The sequence below is a fragment of the Streptomyces sp. NPDC102406 genome (assembly GCF_044765725.1).
Lineage (GTDB): Bacteria > Actinomycetota > Actinomycetes > Streptomycetales > Streptomycetaceae > Streptomyces.
The window spans coordinates 985,000-1,001,685 of the sequence record NZ_JBIWKP010000001.1 but is presented as its reverse complement, the minus strand read 5'-3'; the positions used below and the strand labels follow the sequence as shown (position 1 = coordinate 1,001,685).

Here is a 16,686-nt window from a genome sequence, read left to right as displayed (position 1 = left end):
GGACCCGCATCATGACCACTGCACCTCAGGCTTCGGACGCTCGGGCGAGCATCCTCCTGGTCGATGACATGGAAGACAATCTGGTCGCGCTCGAAGCCGTCCTCGGATCGCTCAACGAACCGCTGGTCAAGGCCCGCTCGGGCGAGGAGGCGATGAAGGCGCTGCTGCGCCGCCGCTTCGCCGTCGTCCTGCTCGACATCCGGATGCCGGGCATGGACGGCTTCGAGACGGCGACGAACATCAAGCGCCTGGACCAGACGAAGGACGTCCCGATCATCTTCCTCACGGGCACGGACTCCGACGCCGGGTACGCCTTCCGCGGTTACGCGACGGGCGCGGCCGACTACCTGACCAAGCCGTTCGACCCCTGGGTGCTGCGGGCGAAGGTCACGGTCTTCCTGGATCTGCACCGCAAGACCCAGCAGTTGGAGCATCTGCTGGCCCGCGAGCAGAAGCAGTTCGAGGCGCTGACGTCCCGGATGACCTCGATCGAGCACCAGTTGTCGGAGGCCTCCGACCCCGACGTCCGGGAACTGCGCCACCACCTGACGCGGATGGAGGAGACCCTGCGCACGATGAGGCGCCCCTGACCGGGGCGCCCCGCGCGTGCTCAGCCCTCGCGGGTCCCGGCGTACATCTCGTCGAGCAGCTCCTTGTACTCCCTTTCGACGACGGGCCGCTTCAGCTTCAGGCTCGGCGTCAGCTCGCCGTGCTCCACGTCGAGGTCGCGCGGCAGCAGCTTGAACTTCTTGATGGTCTGCCAGCGCTGGAGGCCCTCGTTCAGCTCGCGTACGTAGCCCTCGATGAGCTGCACGGTCGCGGGGGCGGCGACGACGTCCGCGTAGGACCTGCCGCTGAGCCCGTTCTCCTTGGCCCACTCCAGGATGGCAGGCTCGTCGAGCGCGATGAGCGCGGTGCAGAAGTTCCGGTCGGCGCCGTGCACCAGGATGTTGGACACGTACGGGCAGACGGCCTTGAACTGGCCCTCGACCTCGGCCGGCGCGATGTACTTGCCGCCCGACGTCTTGATGAGGTCCTTCTTGCGGTCGGTGATCCGCAGATAGCCGTCGACGGACAGCTCGCCGATGTCGCCGGTGTGGAACCAGCCGTCGCTCTCCAGCACCTCGGCGGTCTTGTCGGGCAGCCGGTGGTAGCCCTCCATGATGCCGGGGCCGCGCAGCAGGATCTCCCCGTCGTCCGCGATCCGCACCTCGGTGCCGGGCAGCGGCTTGCCGACGGTGCCGGTCCGGTACGCCTCACCCGGGTTGACGAAGGACGCGGCCGACGACTCGGTCAGCCCGTACCCCTCCAGGATGTGCACGCCCGCGCCGGCGAAGAAGTAGCCGATCTCGGGGGCGAGCGCCGCGGAGCCGGAGACACAGGCGCGCAGCCGCCCGCCGAACGCCTCGCGCAGCTTGCTGTAGACGAGCGCGTCGGCGACCTTGTGCTTCGAGGCGAGCCCGAACGGCACGGAGGCGACACCCGTACGGCGGAAGTTGTCCTGGCTGACCTTCGCGTACTCGCGGGCGACACCGACCGCCCACCGGAAGATCTTGTACTTGGCGTTGCCACCGGCCCGGGCCTTGGCCGCGACCCCGTTGTAGACCTTCTCGAAGATGCGCGGCACGGCCGCCATGTACGTCGGCTGCACGATCGGCAGATTCTCGATGATCTTGTCGACCCGGCCGTCGACCGCCGTCACGTGCCCGACCTCGATCTGGCCGCTGGTCAGCACCTTGCCGAAGACGTGCGCGAGCGGCAGCCACAGGTACTGCACGTCCTCGCTGGTGATCAGCCCGGTCGCGACGGTCGCCTTGGCCATGTACGACCAGTTGTCGTGCGGCAGCCGGACGCCCTTGGGCCGGCCGGTCGTCCCGGACGTGTAGATGAGGGTGGCGAGCTGGTCCTTGGCGATCGCCGCGACCCGCTCGGTGACGACGTCCGGGTTCTTCTCCAGGTACGCGGCGCCGCGCGCCTCCAGCTCCGCCAGGGTGAGCAGCCAGCCGTCGGGGTCGGCGGCGTCGGGCTCGACCCCGGTCGCGTCGATCACCACGACGTGCCTCAGCTCGGGCAGCTCGGCCCGCTTCTCCCGCGCCTTGGCGAGCTGCGCGGCGTCCTCGGCGACCAGCACCTTCGACTCGGAGTCGGCGAGGATGAACGCGGACTCCTCGGCGTTGGTCTGCGGGTAGATGGTCGTCGTCGCCGCGCCCGCGCACATGATGCCGAGGTCGGCGAGGATCCACTCGACCCGCGTCGAGGAGGCGAGCGCCACCCGCTCCTCGGGCCGCAGACCCAGCTCGACGAGGCCGGCGGCGATGGCGTGGACCCGCTCGGCGGCCTGGGCCCAGCTCAGGGACTTCCAGTCGTCGGGGCCCGCGCCGGAGGGGCTGGGCACCGGATAGCGGTAGGCCTCGGCATCCGGTGTGGCCGCCACGCGCTCGAGGAAGAGGGTCGCCACGGAGGGCGGCCGGTTCTCGATCAGGGTCTGTGTGTCGCTCACGACGTCCTCCGGGGCCCGCGACTGTTGAAACGCGGCTTGTTTAACTGGCGAGTAACCATTGAGCAGTGATCAGCGTAAGGGGCGCTCGCCCGCCGCGTAAGAGGCTCCGGCCGTGAACTTCCCCCGGGTGGTCCCAGCGGCCCCGGCGCACACAGGGCCCACACAAAAGCGGTGGACCCGCCGCGTGTGTGCGCGCCGGAGCCACCGCTTCCGTGGTGTCACGATGATCGCTCAGGGCCTGATCACAGGCCCGGGGCGTTACTTCTTGCCCTTGCCGCCACCGTTGTCGTCGCTGGAGAGCACGGCGATGAAGGCTTCCTGCGGCACCTCGACGGAGCCGACCATCTTCATCCGCTTCTTGCCCTCCTTCTGCTTCTCCAGCAGCTTCCGCTTACGGGAGATGTCACCGCCGTAGCACTTGGCGAGGACGTCCTTGCGGATGGCGCGGATGGTCTCGCGGGCGATGACCCGGGAACCGATCGCGGCCTGGATCGGCACCTCGAAGGCCTGGCGCGGGATGAGCTCGCGCAGCTTGGCGACGAGCCGCACACCGTACGCGTACGCGGCGTCCTTGTGCGTGATCGCCGAGAAGGCGTCCACCTTGTCGCCGTGCAGCAGGATGTCGACCTTGACCAAGCTGGAGGTCTGCTCGCCCGTGGGCTCGTAGTCCAGCGAGGCGTAGCCGCGCGTCTTGGACTTCAACTGGTCGAAGAAGTCGAAGACGATCTCGGCGAGCGGCAGCGTGTAGCGGATCTCGACGCGGTCCTCGGAGAGGTAGTCCATGCCGAGCAGCACACCGCGCCGCGTCTGGCACAGCTCCATGATGGCGCCGATGAACTCGCTCGGGGCCAGCACGGTGGCGCGCACGACCGGCTCGTAGACCTCGCCGATCTTGCCCTCGGGGAACTCGCTCGGGTTGGTGACGGTGTGCTCGCTGCCGTCCTCCATCACCACCCGGTAGACGACGTTCGGCGCGGTCGCGATCAGGTCGAGCCCGAACTCGCGCTCCAGGCGCTCGCGGATCACGTCCAGGTGCAGCAGCCCGAGGAAGCCGACGCGGAAGCCGAAGCCGAGCGCGGCCGAGGTCTCCGGCTCGTAGACCAGGGCGGCGTCGTTGAGCTGGAGCTTGTCGAGGGCGTCGCGCAGCTCCGGGTAGTCGGAGCCGTCGAGCGGGTACAGACCGGAGAAGACCATCGGCTTCGGGTCCTTGTAACCGCCGAGCGCCTCCGTGGCGCCCTTGTTCAGGCTGGTGATCGTGTCACCGACCTTGGACTGGCGGACGTCCTTCACACCGGTGATCAGATAGCCGACCTCGCCGACGCCGAGGCCGTCGGCCGCCAGCATCTCGGGCGAGTTGGTGCCGATCTCCAGGAGTTCGTGGGTGGCGCCGGTCGACATCATCCGGATCCGCTCACGCTTGTTGAGCTGGCCGTCGATGACACGGATGTACGTGACCACACCGCGGTACGAGTCGTAGACCGAGTCGAAGATCATCGCGCGGGCGGGGGCGTCGGCGACGCCGACCGGCGCGGGGATCTCGGCGACGACCTTGTCGAGCAGCGCCTCGACGCCCATGCCGGTCTTCGCGGAGACCTTGAGGACGTCGTCGGGGTCGCAGCCGATGAGGTTCGCCAGCTCCTCGGAGAACTTCTCGGGCTGGGCCGCCGGCAAGTCGATCTTGTTGAGCACCGGGATGATCTTGAGGTCGTTCTCCATCGCCAGGTACAGGTTGGCGAGGGTCTGGGCCTCGATGCCCTGGGCGGCGTCGACGAGCAGGACGGTGCCCTCGCACGCGGCGAGCGAGCGCGAGACCTCGTACGTGAAGTCCACGTGGCCCGGGGTGTCGATCATGTTGAGGATGTGGGTACTGCCCTGGTCCGGGCCCTCGGTGGGGGCCCAGGGCAGTCGCACCGCCTGGGACTTGATCGTGATGCCGCGCTCGCGCTCGATGTCCATGCGGTCGAGGTACTGAGCGCGCATCTGCCGCTGCTCGACCACCCCGGTCAACTGGAGCATCCGGTCGGCGAGCGTGGACTTGCCGTGGTCGATGTGCGCGATGATGCAGAAATTGCGGAGCAGCGCCGGGTCGGTACGGCTCGGCTCGGGCACATTGTTAGGGATCGCGGGCACGCAGGGTCCTGTCTCTTGAGGCGCCTTATGCCTCGGGTCGGATCGATACGTAGCTTCCATGGTCCCACGGCCGTGGTACTGGCACCGGTTTGGGCCGCCGGGAGTACGGCTGGTACCGTGGGCGGCTGTGCCTCATGCCCTCTCAGCAGGAGACACACACTCAGTGAAAATCATCGGTACGGGACCTTCACCGGCCCCGTGCCTGAACCTGCAAAGGCTCATTTCGTGGCGAACATCAAGTCCCAGATCAAGCGGATCAAGACCAACGAGAAGGCTCGGCTGCGCAACAAGTCCGTCAAGTCTTCCCTGAAGACCGCGGTCCGCAAGGCCCGCGAGGCCGCTGCCGCGGGTGACATCGAGAAGGCCACCGAGTACCAGCGCGCTGCCGCGCGTCAGCTCGACAAGGCCGTCTCGAAGGGTGTCATCCACAAGAACCAGGCCGCCAACAAGAAGTCGGCGCTTGCTTCCAAGGTCGCCGCGCTCAAGGGCTGACCCTTTTCTTTCTTCCCGGACGTCGAGTCCGGGAGCTGATCCGACTGACGCCGGAAGGACCCGGGCGGGCCCTCTCTCATCCGCCCCCGACCGGCACCCCGAGCCCGCACGCGACTGCGTTCGCCACGCGGGTGTGGGCTCACCACCAGCTTGATCCGAAGCCCCGCCCCCCTGTTCAGGGGGCGGGGCTTCGGCATATGTGCGGGGGAGGGCGGGCGTACGGGGTACAGGTGTGCGGGTGTCTTCGGCGTTCCTACGCCCGGCCCCGTGAACGCGCGGCCCTCGCGATCGTGACCACCGCCTTCTCCAGCGCGTACTCCGGGTCGTCCCCGCCGCCCTTCACCCCGGCGTCGGCCTCGGCCACGGCGCGCAGGGCCACGGAGACGCCGTCCGGCGTCCAGCCGCGCATCTGCTGCCGCACCCGGTCGATCTTCCAGGGCGGCATCCCGAGCTCCCGCGCCAGGTCAGCGGGGCGACCGCCGCGCGCGGAGGACAGCTTGCCGATGGCCCGGACGCCCTGCGCCAGCGCGCTGGTGATCAGCACGGGCGCGACCCCGGTCGAGAGCGACCACCGCAGGGCCTCCAGCGCTTCGGCGGCCCGGCCCTCCACCGCCCGGTCGGCCACGGTGAAGCTGGACGCCTCGGCCCGGCCCGTGTAGTACCGCCCGACGACGGCCTCGTCGATCGTCCCCTCGATGTCGGCCACGAGCTGGGTCACGGCCGACGCCAGCTCCCGCAGGTCGCTGCCGATGGAGTCGACGAGCGCCTGGCACGCCTCTGGCGTCGCGGACCGCCCCAGCGTGCGGAACTCCCCGCGCACGAACGCCAGCCGGTCCGCCGGCTTGGTCATCTTCGGGCAGGCGACCTCGCGGGCACCGGCCTTGCGCGCCGCGTCGAGCAGCCCCTTGCCCTTGACGCCCCCGGCGTGCAGCAGCACGAGGGTGATCTCCTCGGCGGGCGAGCCGAGGTACGCCTTCACGTCCTTGACGGTGTCCGCCGACAGGTCGTGCGCGTTGCGTACGACCACGACCTTGCGCTCGGCGAACAGCGACGGGCTCGTCAACTCGGCGAGCGTGCCGGGCTGCACCTGGTCGGAGCTGAGATCGCGCACGTCGGTGTCCGGGTCGGCGGCGCGGGCGGCCGACACGACCTCCCGCACCGCGCGGTCGAGCAGCAGGTCCTCCTGGCCCACCGCGAGGGTGAGCGGGGCGAGCGGATCGTCGTTTGCAGTCTTCCTGGCCATCGCGGTCAAGCATCCCACGGCCCACTGACAACCCTGCCGGCCAGGAGAGGTAAGGACGAAAGCCGTCCTCAGGGCTCCTCCCGCCAGCCGTCCCAGCCGGCCGCGAACTCGTCCAGCTCGGTCGGATCGAGCCGACCCCGCCGGCCAGGAGAGGGAAGGACGGAAGCGGTGCTCAGGACTCCTCCCGCCAGCCGTCCCAACCGGCCGCGAACTCGTCCAGCTCCCCCGGGTCGAGCCGACCCCGCAGGTCAGGGAAGGACGAAAGCCGTCCTCAGGGCTCCTCCCGCCAGCCGTCCCAACCGGCCGCGAACTCGTCCAGCTCCCCCGGATCGAGCCGACCCCGCGGGTCCTCGACCACGACCAGCCACTGCGCGTCCTCGGCGTCGTCCTCACCGGCCAGCGCGTCCCGGACGAGCTGCGGCTCATCGGCCACGCCGAAACGCTCCCCCAGCGCCTCGGCGGCCTCCTCCGCGGCGTCACGGTCGGGCAGCACCAGTACGTGTCTCACATCGCTCACGCCCTCATTTTCCGCCATGCGCCCCCTGCCGCCGTACGCGCCTCGGCTCCTGGGCTGAGCTGTCGTACGCGCGCCTCAGCTCTTGGGCGTGAGCTGCACGTCGAGGTCGATCTTGACGCTGGAGCCGACGACGGCGATGCCCCGTGCGAGCATCGTCTGCCAACTGACCGTGAAGTCGTCGCGGTGCAACTCCGCGGTGGCGCGGCAGGCGACCCGGGCCTCGCCCTCCATCCCGTTGCCGAGCCCCAGGTACTCCGCGTCGAGAGTGACCGTCCGCGTCACCCCGTGCAGCGAGAGCGCCCCGGTGACCGCCCAGCGGCTGCCGCCCCGGTGCGCGAAGCGTTCGCCGTAGAACTCCAGCGTCGGGAACCGGGCGACGTCCAGGAAGTCCGCCGACCGCAGGTGGTCGTCGCGCATCCGCACGTTCGTGTCGATGGACCCGGCGTCGATGACGACGTGTATCGCGGACTCCTCGATGCGGTCGGCCACCCGCAGCGCGCCCGCGAAGGTGTTGAACCGGCCGTGGATCCGCGCGAGCCCGATGTGTCGTGCCGTGAACGCGATCGAGGAGTGCGTCGGCTCGATCTCCCAGTCGCCCGGCGCGGGCAACTGCGGCGGCTGGGCGACCTGGAGCGTGACGTCGCCGAGTGCGGCGTGCCCCTTCTCCGTGACCGTGACGCCGCCGTGGAACGGGGCGTACCCCTCCGCCGAGACGGCCAGCCGGTAGTCGCCTGCGGGTACGGTCGTCATGAACGACCCGAACGGGTCGGTCCCCCCGGTGACGACCTTGCGCCCCATCGCGTCGCTCACCGCCAGCTCCGCGTCCCGTACCGGCTCGTCGACGGGGTCCAGGATCCGGCAGCTCACCACCCCCGCATGGGGCGGCAGCGTCACCGCCGCCAGCGGATGTGCCCGTTGAACCCGGTTCGTGCGGTTTCCCAGCCAGCGGCCGAACATGACCTACCCACCCCAGTGCGCCTTGACATCGACGACGGTGATTCGTTGCCGATTGAACGAAGTGGTATTCGATCACCTATGCGGCTTTCGGGGCAACACGGGCCCAGAGCCGTCCCCCTGCCGGGCGCGACGCTCTCGGCGGCGTCAGCCCTCACTCCGCGCCACCCCCAACCCCTGACCGCTGTCCTTGGCGCCCTCGCCGCTTACGACCGCGATCGCCCCGCCCCGGTCCGTCCGCAGCACGGCCGCGCCGCGCGCCCGCAACGTCGCCACCGTGCGCGGCGCCGGGTGCCCGTACGGGTTGTCGGCCCCGCAGGAGATCAACGCGATCCTGGGCGCGACCCGGCGCAACAGCTCCGGATCCTGGTACGCCGAGCCGTGATGCGCGACCTTGAGCACGTCGACCGGGGGCAGCCGGGCCCCTTCGCCGGTCCGCAACAAGGCCCGCTGCGCCGCCGGTTCGAGATCTCCGAGCAGCAGCATGGTCAGCCCCGCGGTGTGCACGAGCAGGCTGACGCTCGCGTCGTTCGGGCCGTCCGGTACCGACATCGGCCGCGTCGGCCACAGCACCTCCCAGCCGAGCGGCCCCGCGCGCCGACGCTCCCCCGCCGCCGCCCTGACCACCGGGACCCCGCGCTCGGCGGCCAGTCGCCGGACGAACGCCGCCTGGTCCACCGGCTCCTCGAACCCGGTCGTCTCGATCATCCCGACGGAACGCCCCCGCAGCACCCCGGCGAGGCCCGCCACATGGTCCGCGTGGAAGTGCGTGAGCAGCAGCAGCGGCACCTCGGTGATGCCGAGGGTGCGCAGACACCGGTCCACGAGCAACGGATCGGGTCCGGCGTCCACCACGACCCCTGCCCCGTCCCCCGCCGCGAGCACCAGCGCGTCGCCCTGCCCGACGTCGCACATGACCAGCCGCCAGCCCGGCGGCGGCCACCCCGTGATGACCCGGGTCAGCGGCGGCGGCCGTACCACCACGAGGAACAGCAGCAGCACGCAGGCCGCCACGGCCCAGGGCGATCTGAGCACCCTGCGCCCCACCAGCACGGCCACCACCGTGCCGAGTGCGAGCAGCACCGCGCCGCGCCAGTCGCCGGGCCAGTCCACGCCGCTGCCGGGCAGTGCCGCCCCGGTCCGCGCGATGTCCGCGATCCACCCCGCGGGCCAACCGGCGCACCAGGCGAGGAACTCGGCCACCGGCATCGCCACCGGCGCCGTCGCGAGAGCGGCGAACCCCAGCACCGTCGCCGGTGCCACGGCGAACTCCGCGAGCAGATTGCAGGGCACCGCCACCAGGCTCACCCGCGAGGCCAGCACGGCGACGACGGGCGCGCACACGGCCTGCGCGGCCCCGGCGGCCCCCAGCGCCTCGGCGAGCCGCACCGGGACACCGCGTCGCCGCAGTCCGGCACTCCAGCGCGGGGCCAGCGTCAGCAGGGCGCCGGTGGCGAGCACCGACAGCAGGAAGCCGTAACTCCGCGCCAGCCACGGGTCGTACAGGACGAGCAGCAGCACCGCTGTGGCCAGCGCCGGGATCAGCGACCTGCGGCGCCCCGTCGCGATGGCCAGCAGGGCGATCACCCCGCACGACGCCGCCCGCAACACGCTCGGCTCGGGCCTGCACAGCACGACGAACCCGAGCGTGAGCGCCCCGCCCAGCAGCGCCGTCGCCCTGAGCGACAACCCGACCCTGGGCGCGAGTCCGCGCCGCTCGATTCTGTGCGCGATGCCCGGCGGGCCGATCAAGAGCGCCAGCAGAATGGTGAAGTTGGCTCCGCTGACCGCCATCAAATGGAGCAGGTCGGTGTCCTGGAACGCCGCGTGCAACTCCGGTGTGACTCGCGCCGTGTCGCCGACCACCAGGCCCGGCAACAGCGCCCGCGCGTCCCCCGGCAGACCGTCCGTCGCCTCGCGCAGCCCGGCCCGCAGCGCCCCGGCCAGCCGCTGCGGCCCGCTCGGACCCGCCGTCAGACGTGGTCGCTCGCTCCGTTCGACGCGCAACACCGCGGCGATCGGGTCCCCCTCCCTCAGCGGCGGCGAGAGCCCGCCCCCGACCTGGAGCCGGGTGGTCGGCAGCAGGGACAGCCACGGGCTGCCGCGCGCCTCCGCGACCACCAGAACCGGTGCGCGGGTCCGCGAGACCGTCCCGTCCGGCGCCGTCACCCGTACGACATCCGCCTCGATGAGCACGGCAGCCGGTGCCGTGTGATCCCCCGTGACCCGGGGCCGGGTGACCCGCGGATCGGCGGTGACCTCCAACTCGGCGCTCACCCGCGCGTGCTGCCCGGCGAGTACGGGCACGGGCCCCCTGCGCAGATCGGCCCCGTGGAACCCGGCGGAGGCCGCCGCCGCGCCGACACAGAGCAACAGCACCGCGGCGGACGGACCTCGCCAGGAGGGGGCCGGGCGCGCAGCCTCCTGCCTCTGCGTCTGCCCCTGCTCAGGGACCCGCCTCGGAGCCCGCCCCCGCTCCGGGACCCGCCTCCCCGCCAGCAGCGCCAGCCCCGTGACCGAGCAGACCACCGCCACGGCCGCCGCCCAGCTCGTCGGCGCCATCAGCGTGGCGGTCGCTGTCAGCCACGCCGCCAGGGCGGGCGGCACCATCCGTAGGTCCAGCGGCTCCTCCTGGCGCGGGTTCGCCTCGCCGAGTCGGCCGGGCGGGGCCGACGGTGCGGGACTCATGGCCGCACCAGGTCGTGCAGGTCTTCGAAGCGGCGGTCGCCGATCCCGTCGACCTCGCGCAGTTCGTCGACGGAGCGGAAGCCGCCGTGTTCCGTGCGGTAGTCCAGGATGTGCTGGGCCAGCACCGGGCCGACGCCCGGGAGGGTGTCGAGCTGTTCCGGCGTGGCCGTGTTCAGGCCGATCGGTCCCGCGGCCGGAGTCCCCGCGGGGCCGGTCGGTGGCGCGGCTGCGGGGGCCGCCGGCGCGCCGACCAGGATCTGTTCGCCGTCGGTCAGGAGCCGCGCCCTGTTGAGCCCCGCCATGTCCGCGCCGGGGCGGACCCCACCGGCCGCCCGCAACGCGTCCGCCACCCGTGCCCCGGCAGGGAGCCGCCGCACGCCGGGCCTGCGCACCTTCCCGCCGACGTCCACGACGATCGGGGCACCGCGCGGCGCCCCCGGCCCCGCCCCCGTTCCGGCCTCCGGCGCTTCCGAGGAGAACGGAACACCGGACGGCGCTCCCCTTTCCGGCGCCACGGCGCGGACCGTTTCCGGCGCCTTCACCGGCTGCGTACGGCCCGTCCAGAAATGCTGTGCCGCGAAGAGCGCCGCCACACCGAGGACGACGAGCAGCGCCAGCGCGCCGCGACGCTCGATCCCGCACCGCGTCCGGACCCACAGCGGCAACCGGTCACGCACGGCGAGCCCGGCCCGCTCCCGCCACGGCTGCCCCGGTTCCCGATCGGCCTCACGCCCGCGATCGAGCCCGGACTCGGGCTCGGGCTCGGGCACAGGCGCCCATGAAGGCGCCGCACGCGGCGGCGCGAACAACGCCTGCGCGCGCAACCGCGTCCGCTCCGCCGCGAGCTGCCTGCGTCGCGTACGCCGACGGACGACTTGCCGGTGTCGGGTGCGGCTGTCGGACCCGGGGGCGCGCCCCGGCCCACTGGCTGCCTGTGCTGTTCGGGACAGTGATCGAAGTGCCATGTCACGAGACGGTAGACAGCCCGCGACGCACCGGTGGATCTTGGTCAATTCCCGGGGACAACCCCGCAGTTGTGGATAACTCGGTCACCCACTCCCGCCTCACGGCTCCCGCCCCGCAGGCTCCCGCCCCGGTTCGCCCACCCCTAGGACCGGGGCGACACCACAGCCCCCACCAGTCCGGGCCCGGTATGCGCCCCGATCACCGCCCCGACCTCGCTCACATGCAGCTCCCCGAGGCCCGGCACACGCTCCCGCAGCCATCCGGCCAGCGCCTCCGCCCGCTCGGGCGCCGCCAGGTGGTGCACGGCGATGTCGACCTGCCCGCGGCCCGCGTGCTCGGCGACGATCTCCTGCAACCGCGCGATCGCCTTCGACGCCGTCCGGACCTTCTCCATGAGCTCGATGCGGCCACCGTCCAACTGCAGCAGCGGCTTGACGGCGAGCGCGGAGCCGAACAGCGCCTGCGCCGCGCCGATCCGCCCGCCGCGGCGCAGATAGTCCAGCGTGTCGACGTAGAAGTAGGCGGAGGTGCCCGCGGCCCGCTTCTCCGCCGCCGTCACCGCCTCGTCGACGGCACAACCGGCGTCGGCCGCCTCCGCCGCGGCGAGCGCGCAGAAACCGAGGGCCATCGCCACCATCCCGGTGTCCACGACCCGCACCGGGACCGGCGCCTGGCGCGCGGCCAGGACCGCGGCGTCGTACGTCCCGGAGAACTCGGCGGACAGGTGCAGCGAGACGATGCCGGTGGCGCCGGACTCGGCGACCTTGCGGTAGGTCTCGGCGAACAGTTCGGGGCTGGGTCTCGACGTCGTCACCGAGCGGCGCTTGCGCAGCGCCTCGGCGACCGAGCGGGCGGAGATCTCCGTACCCTCCTCCAGCGCCCGATCGCCCAGGACCACGGTCAGTGGGACGGCCGTGATGCCGTGGTCCTCCATCGTCCGCTGCGGCAGGTAGGCCGTTGAATCGGTGACGATCGCGACATGGCGGGACATGCACCGGAGGTTACCCGCCGTCGCCCGCAAGCGGCAGTGCGGCCCCCACAGGCCGTCCGAGGGAGCTCAGCGGTCGCTCAGGTCGTGCTCTCGGGGCGGGGCTTCTTCTGCCACGCGTACACCGGCCGCACCCCGGGCGGTGTGATCGCGGGCCGCGCGGGCTCCTGGACCGGGCCCGTGCCCTCGGCGGCGGGCGGAGCGGTCGGTGCGGCGTCCGGTGTCGTCCAGTGGCGCAACGCCCCGGCCTCCAGGTCGATCTGCGCGCTGAGCGCGTCCAGGTCGTCGCCCGCGAAGCGGTCGGCCCGGTCCCGGGCCGCGTGCCGCAAGGCGTCGGCGGACGCCGTGATCTGTTCCGTACGCGCCTTCATCTGCGGCAGCAGGCTCCGCACGTGCGCCTTGTCGGGTTCGCTCTCCAGGCGCTTGAGTTCGTCGTCCAGCTCGTGCCCGTGCGCGCTCAGGCGCTGGAAGAGGCCGAGGGACTCCTTGAGCGAGGGGTCGTCGCTCACGCGCGCGTGCAGGGAGTCCTGGGTGGCCCGCATGGACGTGCGCAGCTTGAGCCGCAGGTGCGCCAGCTCGCTCGCCGTGCCGGGCTGCGCGAAGGACCTGGCCCGCAGGGTGGTGTCCTCCACCGCCCGCCGGGCCTGCCCGACCGTGCGGTCCACGCCGCGCTTGGCCGCGCCGACCACCTTCACCGTCGCGTACGCACCGAGCACGACGCACAAGATGAAGATCAGCGCCACGATCACGAGCACAGCTTCCACGGCGCTCCTCCGATTCGGTCGATTCGTGCGTCGGCCCGTTGTCCGTCGTCCCGCCTCTCCACCGTAAACGGAGCGGGCAGGCCGGAGGTTCCATCGGAACCCCCAACCTGCCCGTAGGGAACAACCCCGAGTGCGCTACGCAGGCACGATGTTCACCAGCTTGGGTGCCCGCACGATGACCTTGCGGATACCGGCGCCGTCGAGCGCCGCGACGACCCTCTCGTCGCCCAGGGCCACCTTCTCCAGCTCCTCGTCCGAGATGGACGGGGAGACCTCCAGGCGCGCCCTGACCTTGCCCTTGATCTGGACGACGCAGGTCACGGTCTCGTCGACGACGTACTGCGGGTCGGCGACCGGGAAGTCCTGGTGGACGACCGAGTCGGTGCGGCCCAGCTTGCGCCACAGCTCCTCGGCGACGTGCGGGGCCAGCGGCGCGACCAGCAGCACCAGGCGCTCGGCCACCGAACGCGGCAGCGCGGCGCCCGCGTACGACTTGACCAGGTGGTTGTTCAGCTCGGTGACCTTGGCGATGGCGGTGTTGAAGCGCATGCCCTCCAGGTCGCCGCGGACGCCGTCGATCGCCTTGTGCAGGGCGCGCAGGGTGGCCACGTCGATGTCCGCCTCGGGGACGTCGACCACGGTGACCTCGCCGGTCGCCTCGTCGACGATGTTGCGCCACAGGCGCTGGAGCAGGCGGAACTGGCCGACCACCGCGCGCGTGTCCCACGGCCGCGACACGTCCAGGGGGCCCATCGCCATCTCGTAGAGGCGCAGCGTGTCCGCGCCGTACTCGGCGCAGATCTCGTCGGGCGTGACCGCGTTCTTCAGGGACTTGCCCATCTTGCCCAGCAGGCGCGTGACCTTCTCGCCCTCGAAGTAGTAGGCGCCGTCGCGCTCCTCCACCTCGGCCGCCGGTACGGCGATCCCGCGCGCGTCCCGGTAGACGTAGGCCTGGATCATGCCCTGGTTGAACAGCTTGTGGAACGGCTCGGCGGACGAGATGTGGCCCAGGTCGAACAGCACCTTCGACCAGAAGCGCGCGTACAGCAGGTGCAGCACGGCGTGCTCCGCGCCGCCCACGTACAGGTCGACGCCGCCGGTGGGCATGGAGTCGCGGGGGCCCATCCAGTACTGCTCGATGTCCGGGTCGACCAGCTTCTCGCTGTTGTGCGGGTCCAGGTAGCGCAGCTCGTACCAGCAGGAGCCCGCCCAGTTGGGCATGGTGTTGGTCTCGCGGCGGAACTTTCGCGGGCCCTTGCCGTCGCCCAGGTCCAGGGTGACATTGACCCAGTCCTCGTTGCGCGACAGCGGCGTCTCGGGCTGGGTGTCGGCGTCGTCCGGGTCGAACGTGCGCGGGCTGTAGTCCTCGACCTCGGGCAGTTCCAGCGGCAGCATCGACTCGGGCAGCGCGTGGGCGACGCCGTCCTCGTCGTAGACGATCGGGAAGGGCTCGCCCCAGTAGCGCTGCCGGCTGAACAGCCAGTCGCGCAGCCGGAAGTTCACGGTGCCGTGGCCGACGCCCTCGCGCTCCAGCCACTCGGTCATCCGCGCCTTGGCGTCGGCGACACCGAGGCCGTCCAGGCTGATGGCCTCGCTCGTGGAGTTGACCAGCTTCGCCTCGTACGCGACGAACGCGTCCTCCCAGGTGGCGGGGTCGGTGCCGCGGTCGTCCGACGGTTCGACGACGCAGCGCATCGGCAGTTCGAAGGCGCGGGCGAAGGCGAAGTCGCGGGTGTCGTGCGCGGGGACGGCCATGATCGCGCCGGTGCCGTAGCCCATCAGCACGTAGTCGGCGATGAAGACGGGGACCTGCTCGCCGCTGACCGGGTTGGTCGCGTACGTACCCGTGAAGACGCCGGTCTTGTCCTTGGCCTCCGCCTGGCGCTCGACGTCGGACTTCGCGGCGGCCTGCTTGCGGTACGCGGCGACGGCCTCGGCGGGCGTCGCGTGGCCGCCCGTCCACACGTCGTGGGTGCCCTCGGGCCAGGCGGCCGGGACGATCCGGTCGACCATCTCGTGCTCGGGCGCCAGCACCATGTAGGTGGCGCCGAACAGGGTGTCCTGGCGGGTCGAGAAGACGGTGATGGCGCCCTCGGCGCCGACCGGGAAGTCGATGCGCGCGCCCTCGGAGCGGCCGATCCAGTTGCGCTGCTGCAACTTGATCGCCTCGGGCCAGTCCAGGCCGTCCAGGTCGTCGAGCAGGCGGTCGGCGTAGGCGGTGATGCGCATGTTCCACTGGCGCAGCTTCGCCTTGAAGACGGGGAAGTTTCCGCGCTCGGAGCGACCGTCGGCGGTGACCTCCTCGTTGGCGAGGACGGTGCCGAGGCCCGGCGCCCAGTTGACGGGCGCGTCGGAGGCGTACGCCAGGCGGTAGCCGCTCAGGACGTCGGCCCGCTCGGCCTCGCTCAGCTCGGCCCAGGAACGGCCGCCGTCGACGGCGCGCTCACCGGACTCGAACTGGGCGACCAGGTCCGCGATCGGGCGGGCCTTGTGCAGCTCGTCGTCGTACCAGGAGTTGAAGATCTGCAGGAAGATCCACTGCGTCCACTTGTAGTACTCCGGGTCGATCGTGGCGAACGACCGGCGCTTGTCGTGGCCGAGACCCAGGCGGCGCAGTTGCGCCTTCATGTTCTCCATGTTGGCCTCGGTCGACGTGCGCGGGTGGGTGCCCGTCTGCACGGCGTACTGCTCGGCCGGCAGGCCGAACGCGTCGAAGCCCAGGGTGTGCAGCACGTTGTGCCCGGTCATGCGCTGGAAGCGCGCGTAGACGTCCGTGGCGATGTAGCCCAGCGGGTGGCCGACGTGCAGGCCCGCCCCCGAGGGGTACGGGAACATGTCCATGACGAACTTCTTGGGCCGGGCGGCGACCTCCGGGTCGCCGGCCAGGTCACCGGTGGGGTTGGGCGCCTCGTAGGTGCCGTGGGCGTCCCAGAAGTCCTGCCAGCGTGCCTCGATGTCGGCGGCCATGGCCGCCGTGTAGCGGTGCGGCGCGACCGCCGCCTCGGAAGCGGCGGCGGTGTTCGTCTCGCTCATGATCCTCAAAGCTCCATCGATCGTCTCTGCCGGCGGCCAGTGCTCGGAAATGAAAAAGCCCCTCGCACAGGAGGGGATGCCGCGCCGATTCCGACCACACGCGCAAAGGCGGGTCGGGACTGATCAGCGCGGCTCACTAAGCAGAAGGCATACGGCACGCATGGCGTCAGGGTACCGCAGCCCTCACGGGGGTCGCGACGGGCTTCCCCGCCGCCCGACCTATGGCCAACGGTTACTCCGCGTACCGGCCGCTATCGGGGCAACGCACATACCGGCCCACCTCTAGATAACGACGAGATAACTCAAACCTCGTACTGGCTGGTATGCGCCGACCTACAGTGCGGGCTGTGGGTCCACTGTGCCGAACCATTCGGAGTCGCCCCCATGAACCCCCGAACCCCTCACACTTCG

12 protein-coding genes are annotated in these 16,686 nt (G+C 71.4%); 2 read left to right on the top strand and 10 right to left on the bottom strand.

Annotated elements, in window-relative coordinates; translation table 11 throughout:
* Positions 1-11: 11 nt before the first annotated feature.
* Complete coding sequence (locus tag ACIRF8_RS04640) at positions 12-590, top strand: two-component system response regulator (RefSeq protein ID WP_404210783.1); 579 nt, start codon at positions 12-14, stop codon at positions 588-590.
* Positions 591-610: 20 nt separating this feature from the next.
* On the opposite strand, the gene ACIRF8_RS04635 is transcribed toward ACIRF8_RS04640, so the two are convergent.
* Entirely contained in the window at positions 611-2,500 is a 1,890-nt protein-coding gene (locus ACIRF8_RS04635) for an AMP-dependent synthetase/ligase (RefSeq protein ID WP_404210781.1), read from the bottom strand.
* A 258-nt stretch (positions 2,501-2,758) separates the two neighbouring features.
* The gene (gene lepA, locus ACIRF8_RS04630; protein ID WP_404210779.1) at positions 2,759-4,630 is read right to left on the bottom strand and encodes a translation elongation factor 4; all 1,872 of its coding nucleotides are present in this window, start codon (positions 4,628-4,630) and stop codon (positions 2,759-2,761) included.
* A 225-nt stretch (positions 4,631-4,855) separates the two neighbouring features.
* Between lepA and rpsT the strand changes: the two genes are divergently transcribed.
* Positions 4,856-5,122, top strand: a complete 267-nt coding sequence (rpsT, locus tag ACIRF8_RS04625) for a 30S ribosomal protein S20 (RefSeq protein ID WP_404210778.1) — start codon at positions 4,856-4,858, stop codon at positions 5,120-5,122.
* A 253-nt stretch (positions 5,123-5,375) separates the two neighbouring features.
* Here rpsT and holA read toward each other — a convergent pair whose 3' ends face one another.
* The 8 genes from holA to leuS form a co-directional block, all read right to left on the bottom strand.
* Entirely contained in the window at positions 5,376-6,365 is a 990-nt protein-coding gene (gene holA, locus ACIRF8_RS04620; RefSeq protein ID WP_404210776.1) for a DNA polymerase III subunit delta, read from the bottom strand.
* Positions 6,366-6,636: 271 nt separating this feature from the next.
* The gene (locus ACIRF8_RS04615; RefSeq protein WP_404210775.1) at positions 6,637-6,900 is read right to left on the bottom strand and encodes a hypothetical protein; all 264 of its coding nucleotides are present in this window, start codon (positions 6,898-6,900) and stop codon (positions 6,637-6,639) included.
* A 57-nt stretch (positions 6,901-6,957) separates the two neighbouring features.
* Positions 6,958-7,839 (bottom strand): YceI family protein, encoded by an 882-nt coding sequence (locus ACIRF8_RS04610; RefSeq protein ID WP_404210774.1) that lies wholly within the window; start codon positions 7,837-7,839, stop codon positions 6,958-6,960.
* Between the two features lie 144 nt (positions 7,840-7,983).
* Positions 7,984-10,524 (bottom strand): ComEC/Rec2 family competence protein, encoded by a 2,541-nt coding sequence (locus ACIRF8_RS04605; protein WP_404210773.1) that lies wholly within the window; start codon positions 10,522-10,524, stop codon positions 7,984-7,986.
* Positions 10,521-11,489 carry a helix-hairpin-helix domain-containing protein gene (locus ACIRF8_RS04600; RefSeq protein WP_404210771.1) on the bottom strand — a complete coding sequence of 323 codons (969 nt, stop codon included), beginning with the start codon at positions 11,487-11,489 and terminating at the stop codon, positions 10,521-10,523. Before ACIRF8_RS04600 ends, ACIRF8_RS04605 begins: the two co-directional genes overlap by 4 nt.
* 143 nt (positions 11,490-11,632) lie before the next feature.
* Complete coding sequence (locus ACIRF8_RS04595) at positions 11,633-12,481, bottom strand: DegV family protein (protein WP_404210769.1); 849 nt, start codon at positions 12,479-12,481, stop codon at positions 11,633-11,635.
* Positions 12,482-12,558: 77 nt separating this feature from the next.
* A complete protein-coding gene (locus ACIRF8_RS04590; RefSeq protein ID WP_404210767.1) occupies positions 12,559-13,242 on the bottom strand; it encodes a hypothetical protein in 684 nt (227 codons plus the stop codon).
* A gap of 135 nt (positions 13,243-13,377) precedes the next feature.
* Positions 13,378-16,275 (bottom strand): leucine--tRNA ligase, encoded by a 2,898-nt coding sequence (gene leuS, locus ACIRF8_RS04585; protein WP_404210765.1) that lies wholly within the window; start codon positions 16,273-16,275, stop codon positions 13,378-13,380.
* Between the last annotated feature and the right edge of the window lie 411 nt (positions 16,276-16,686).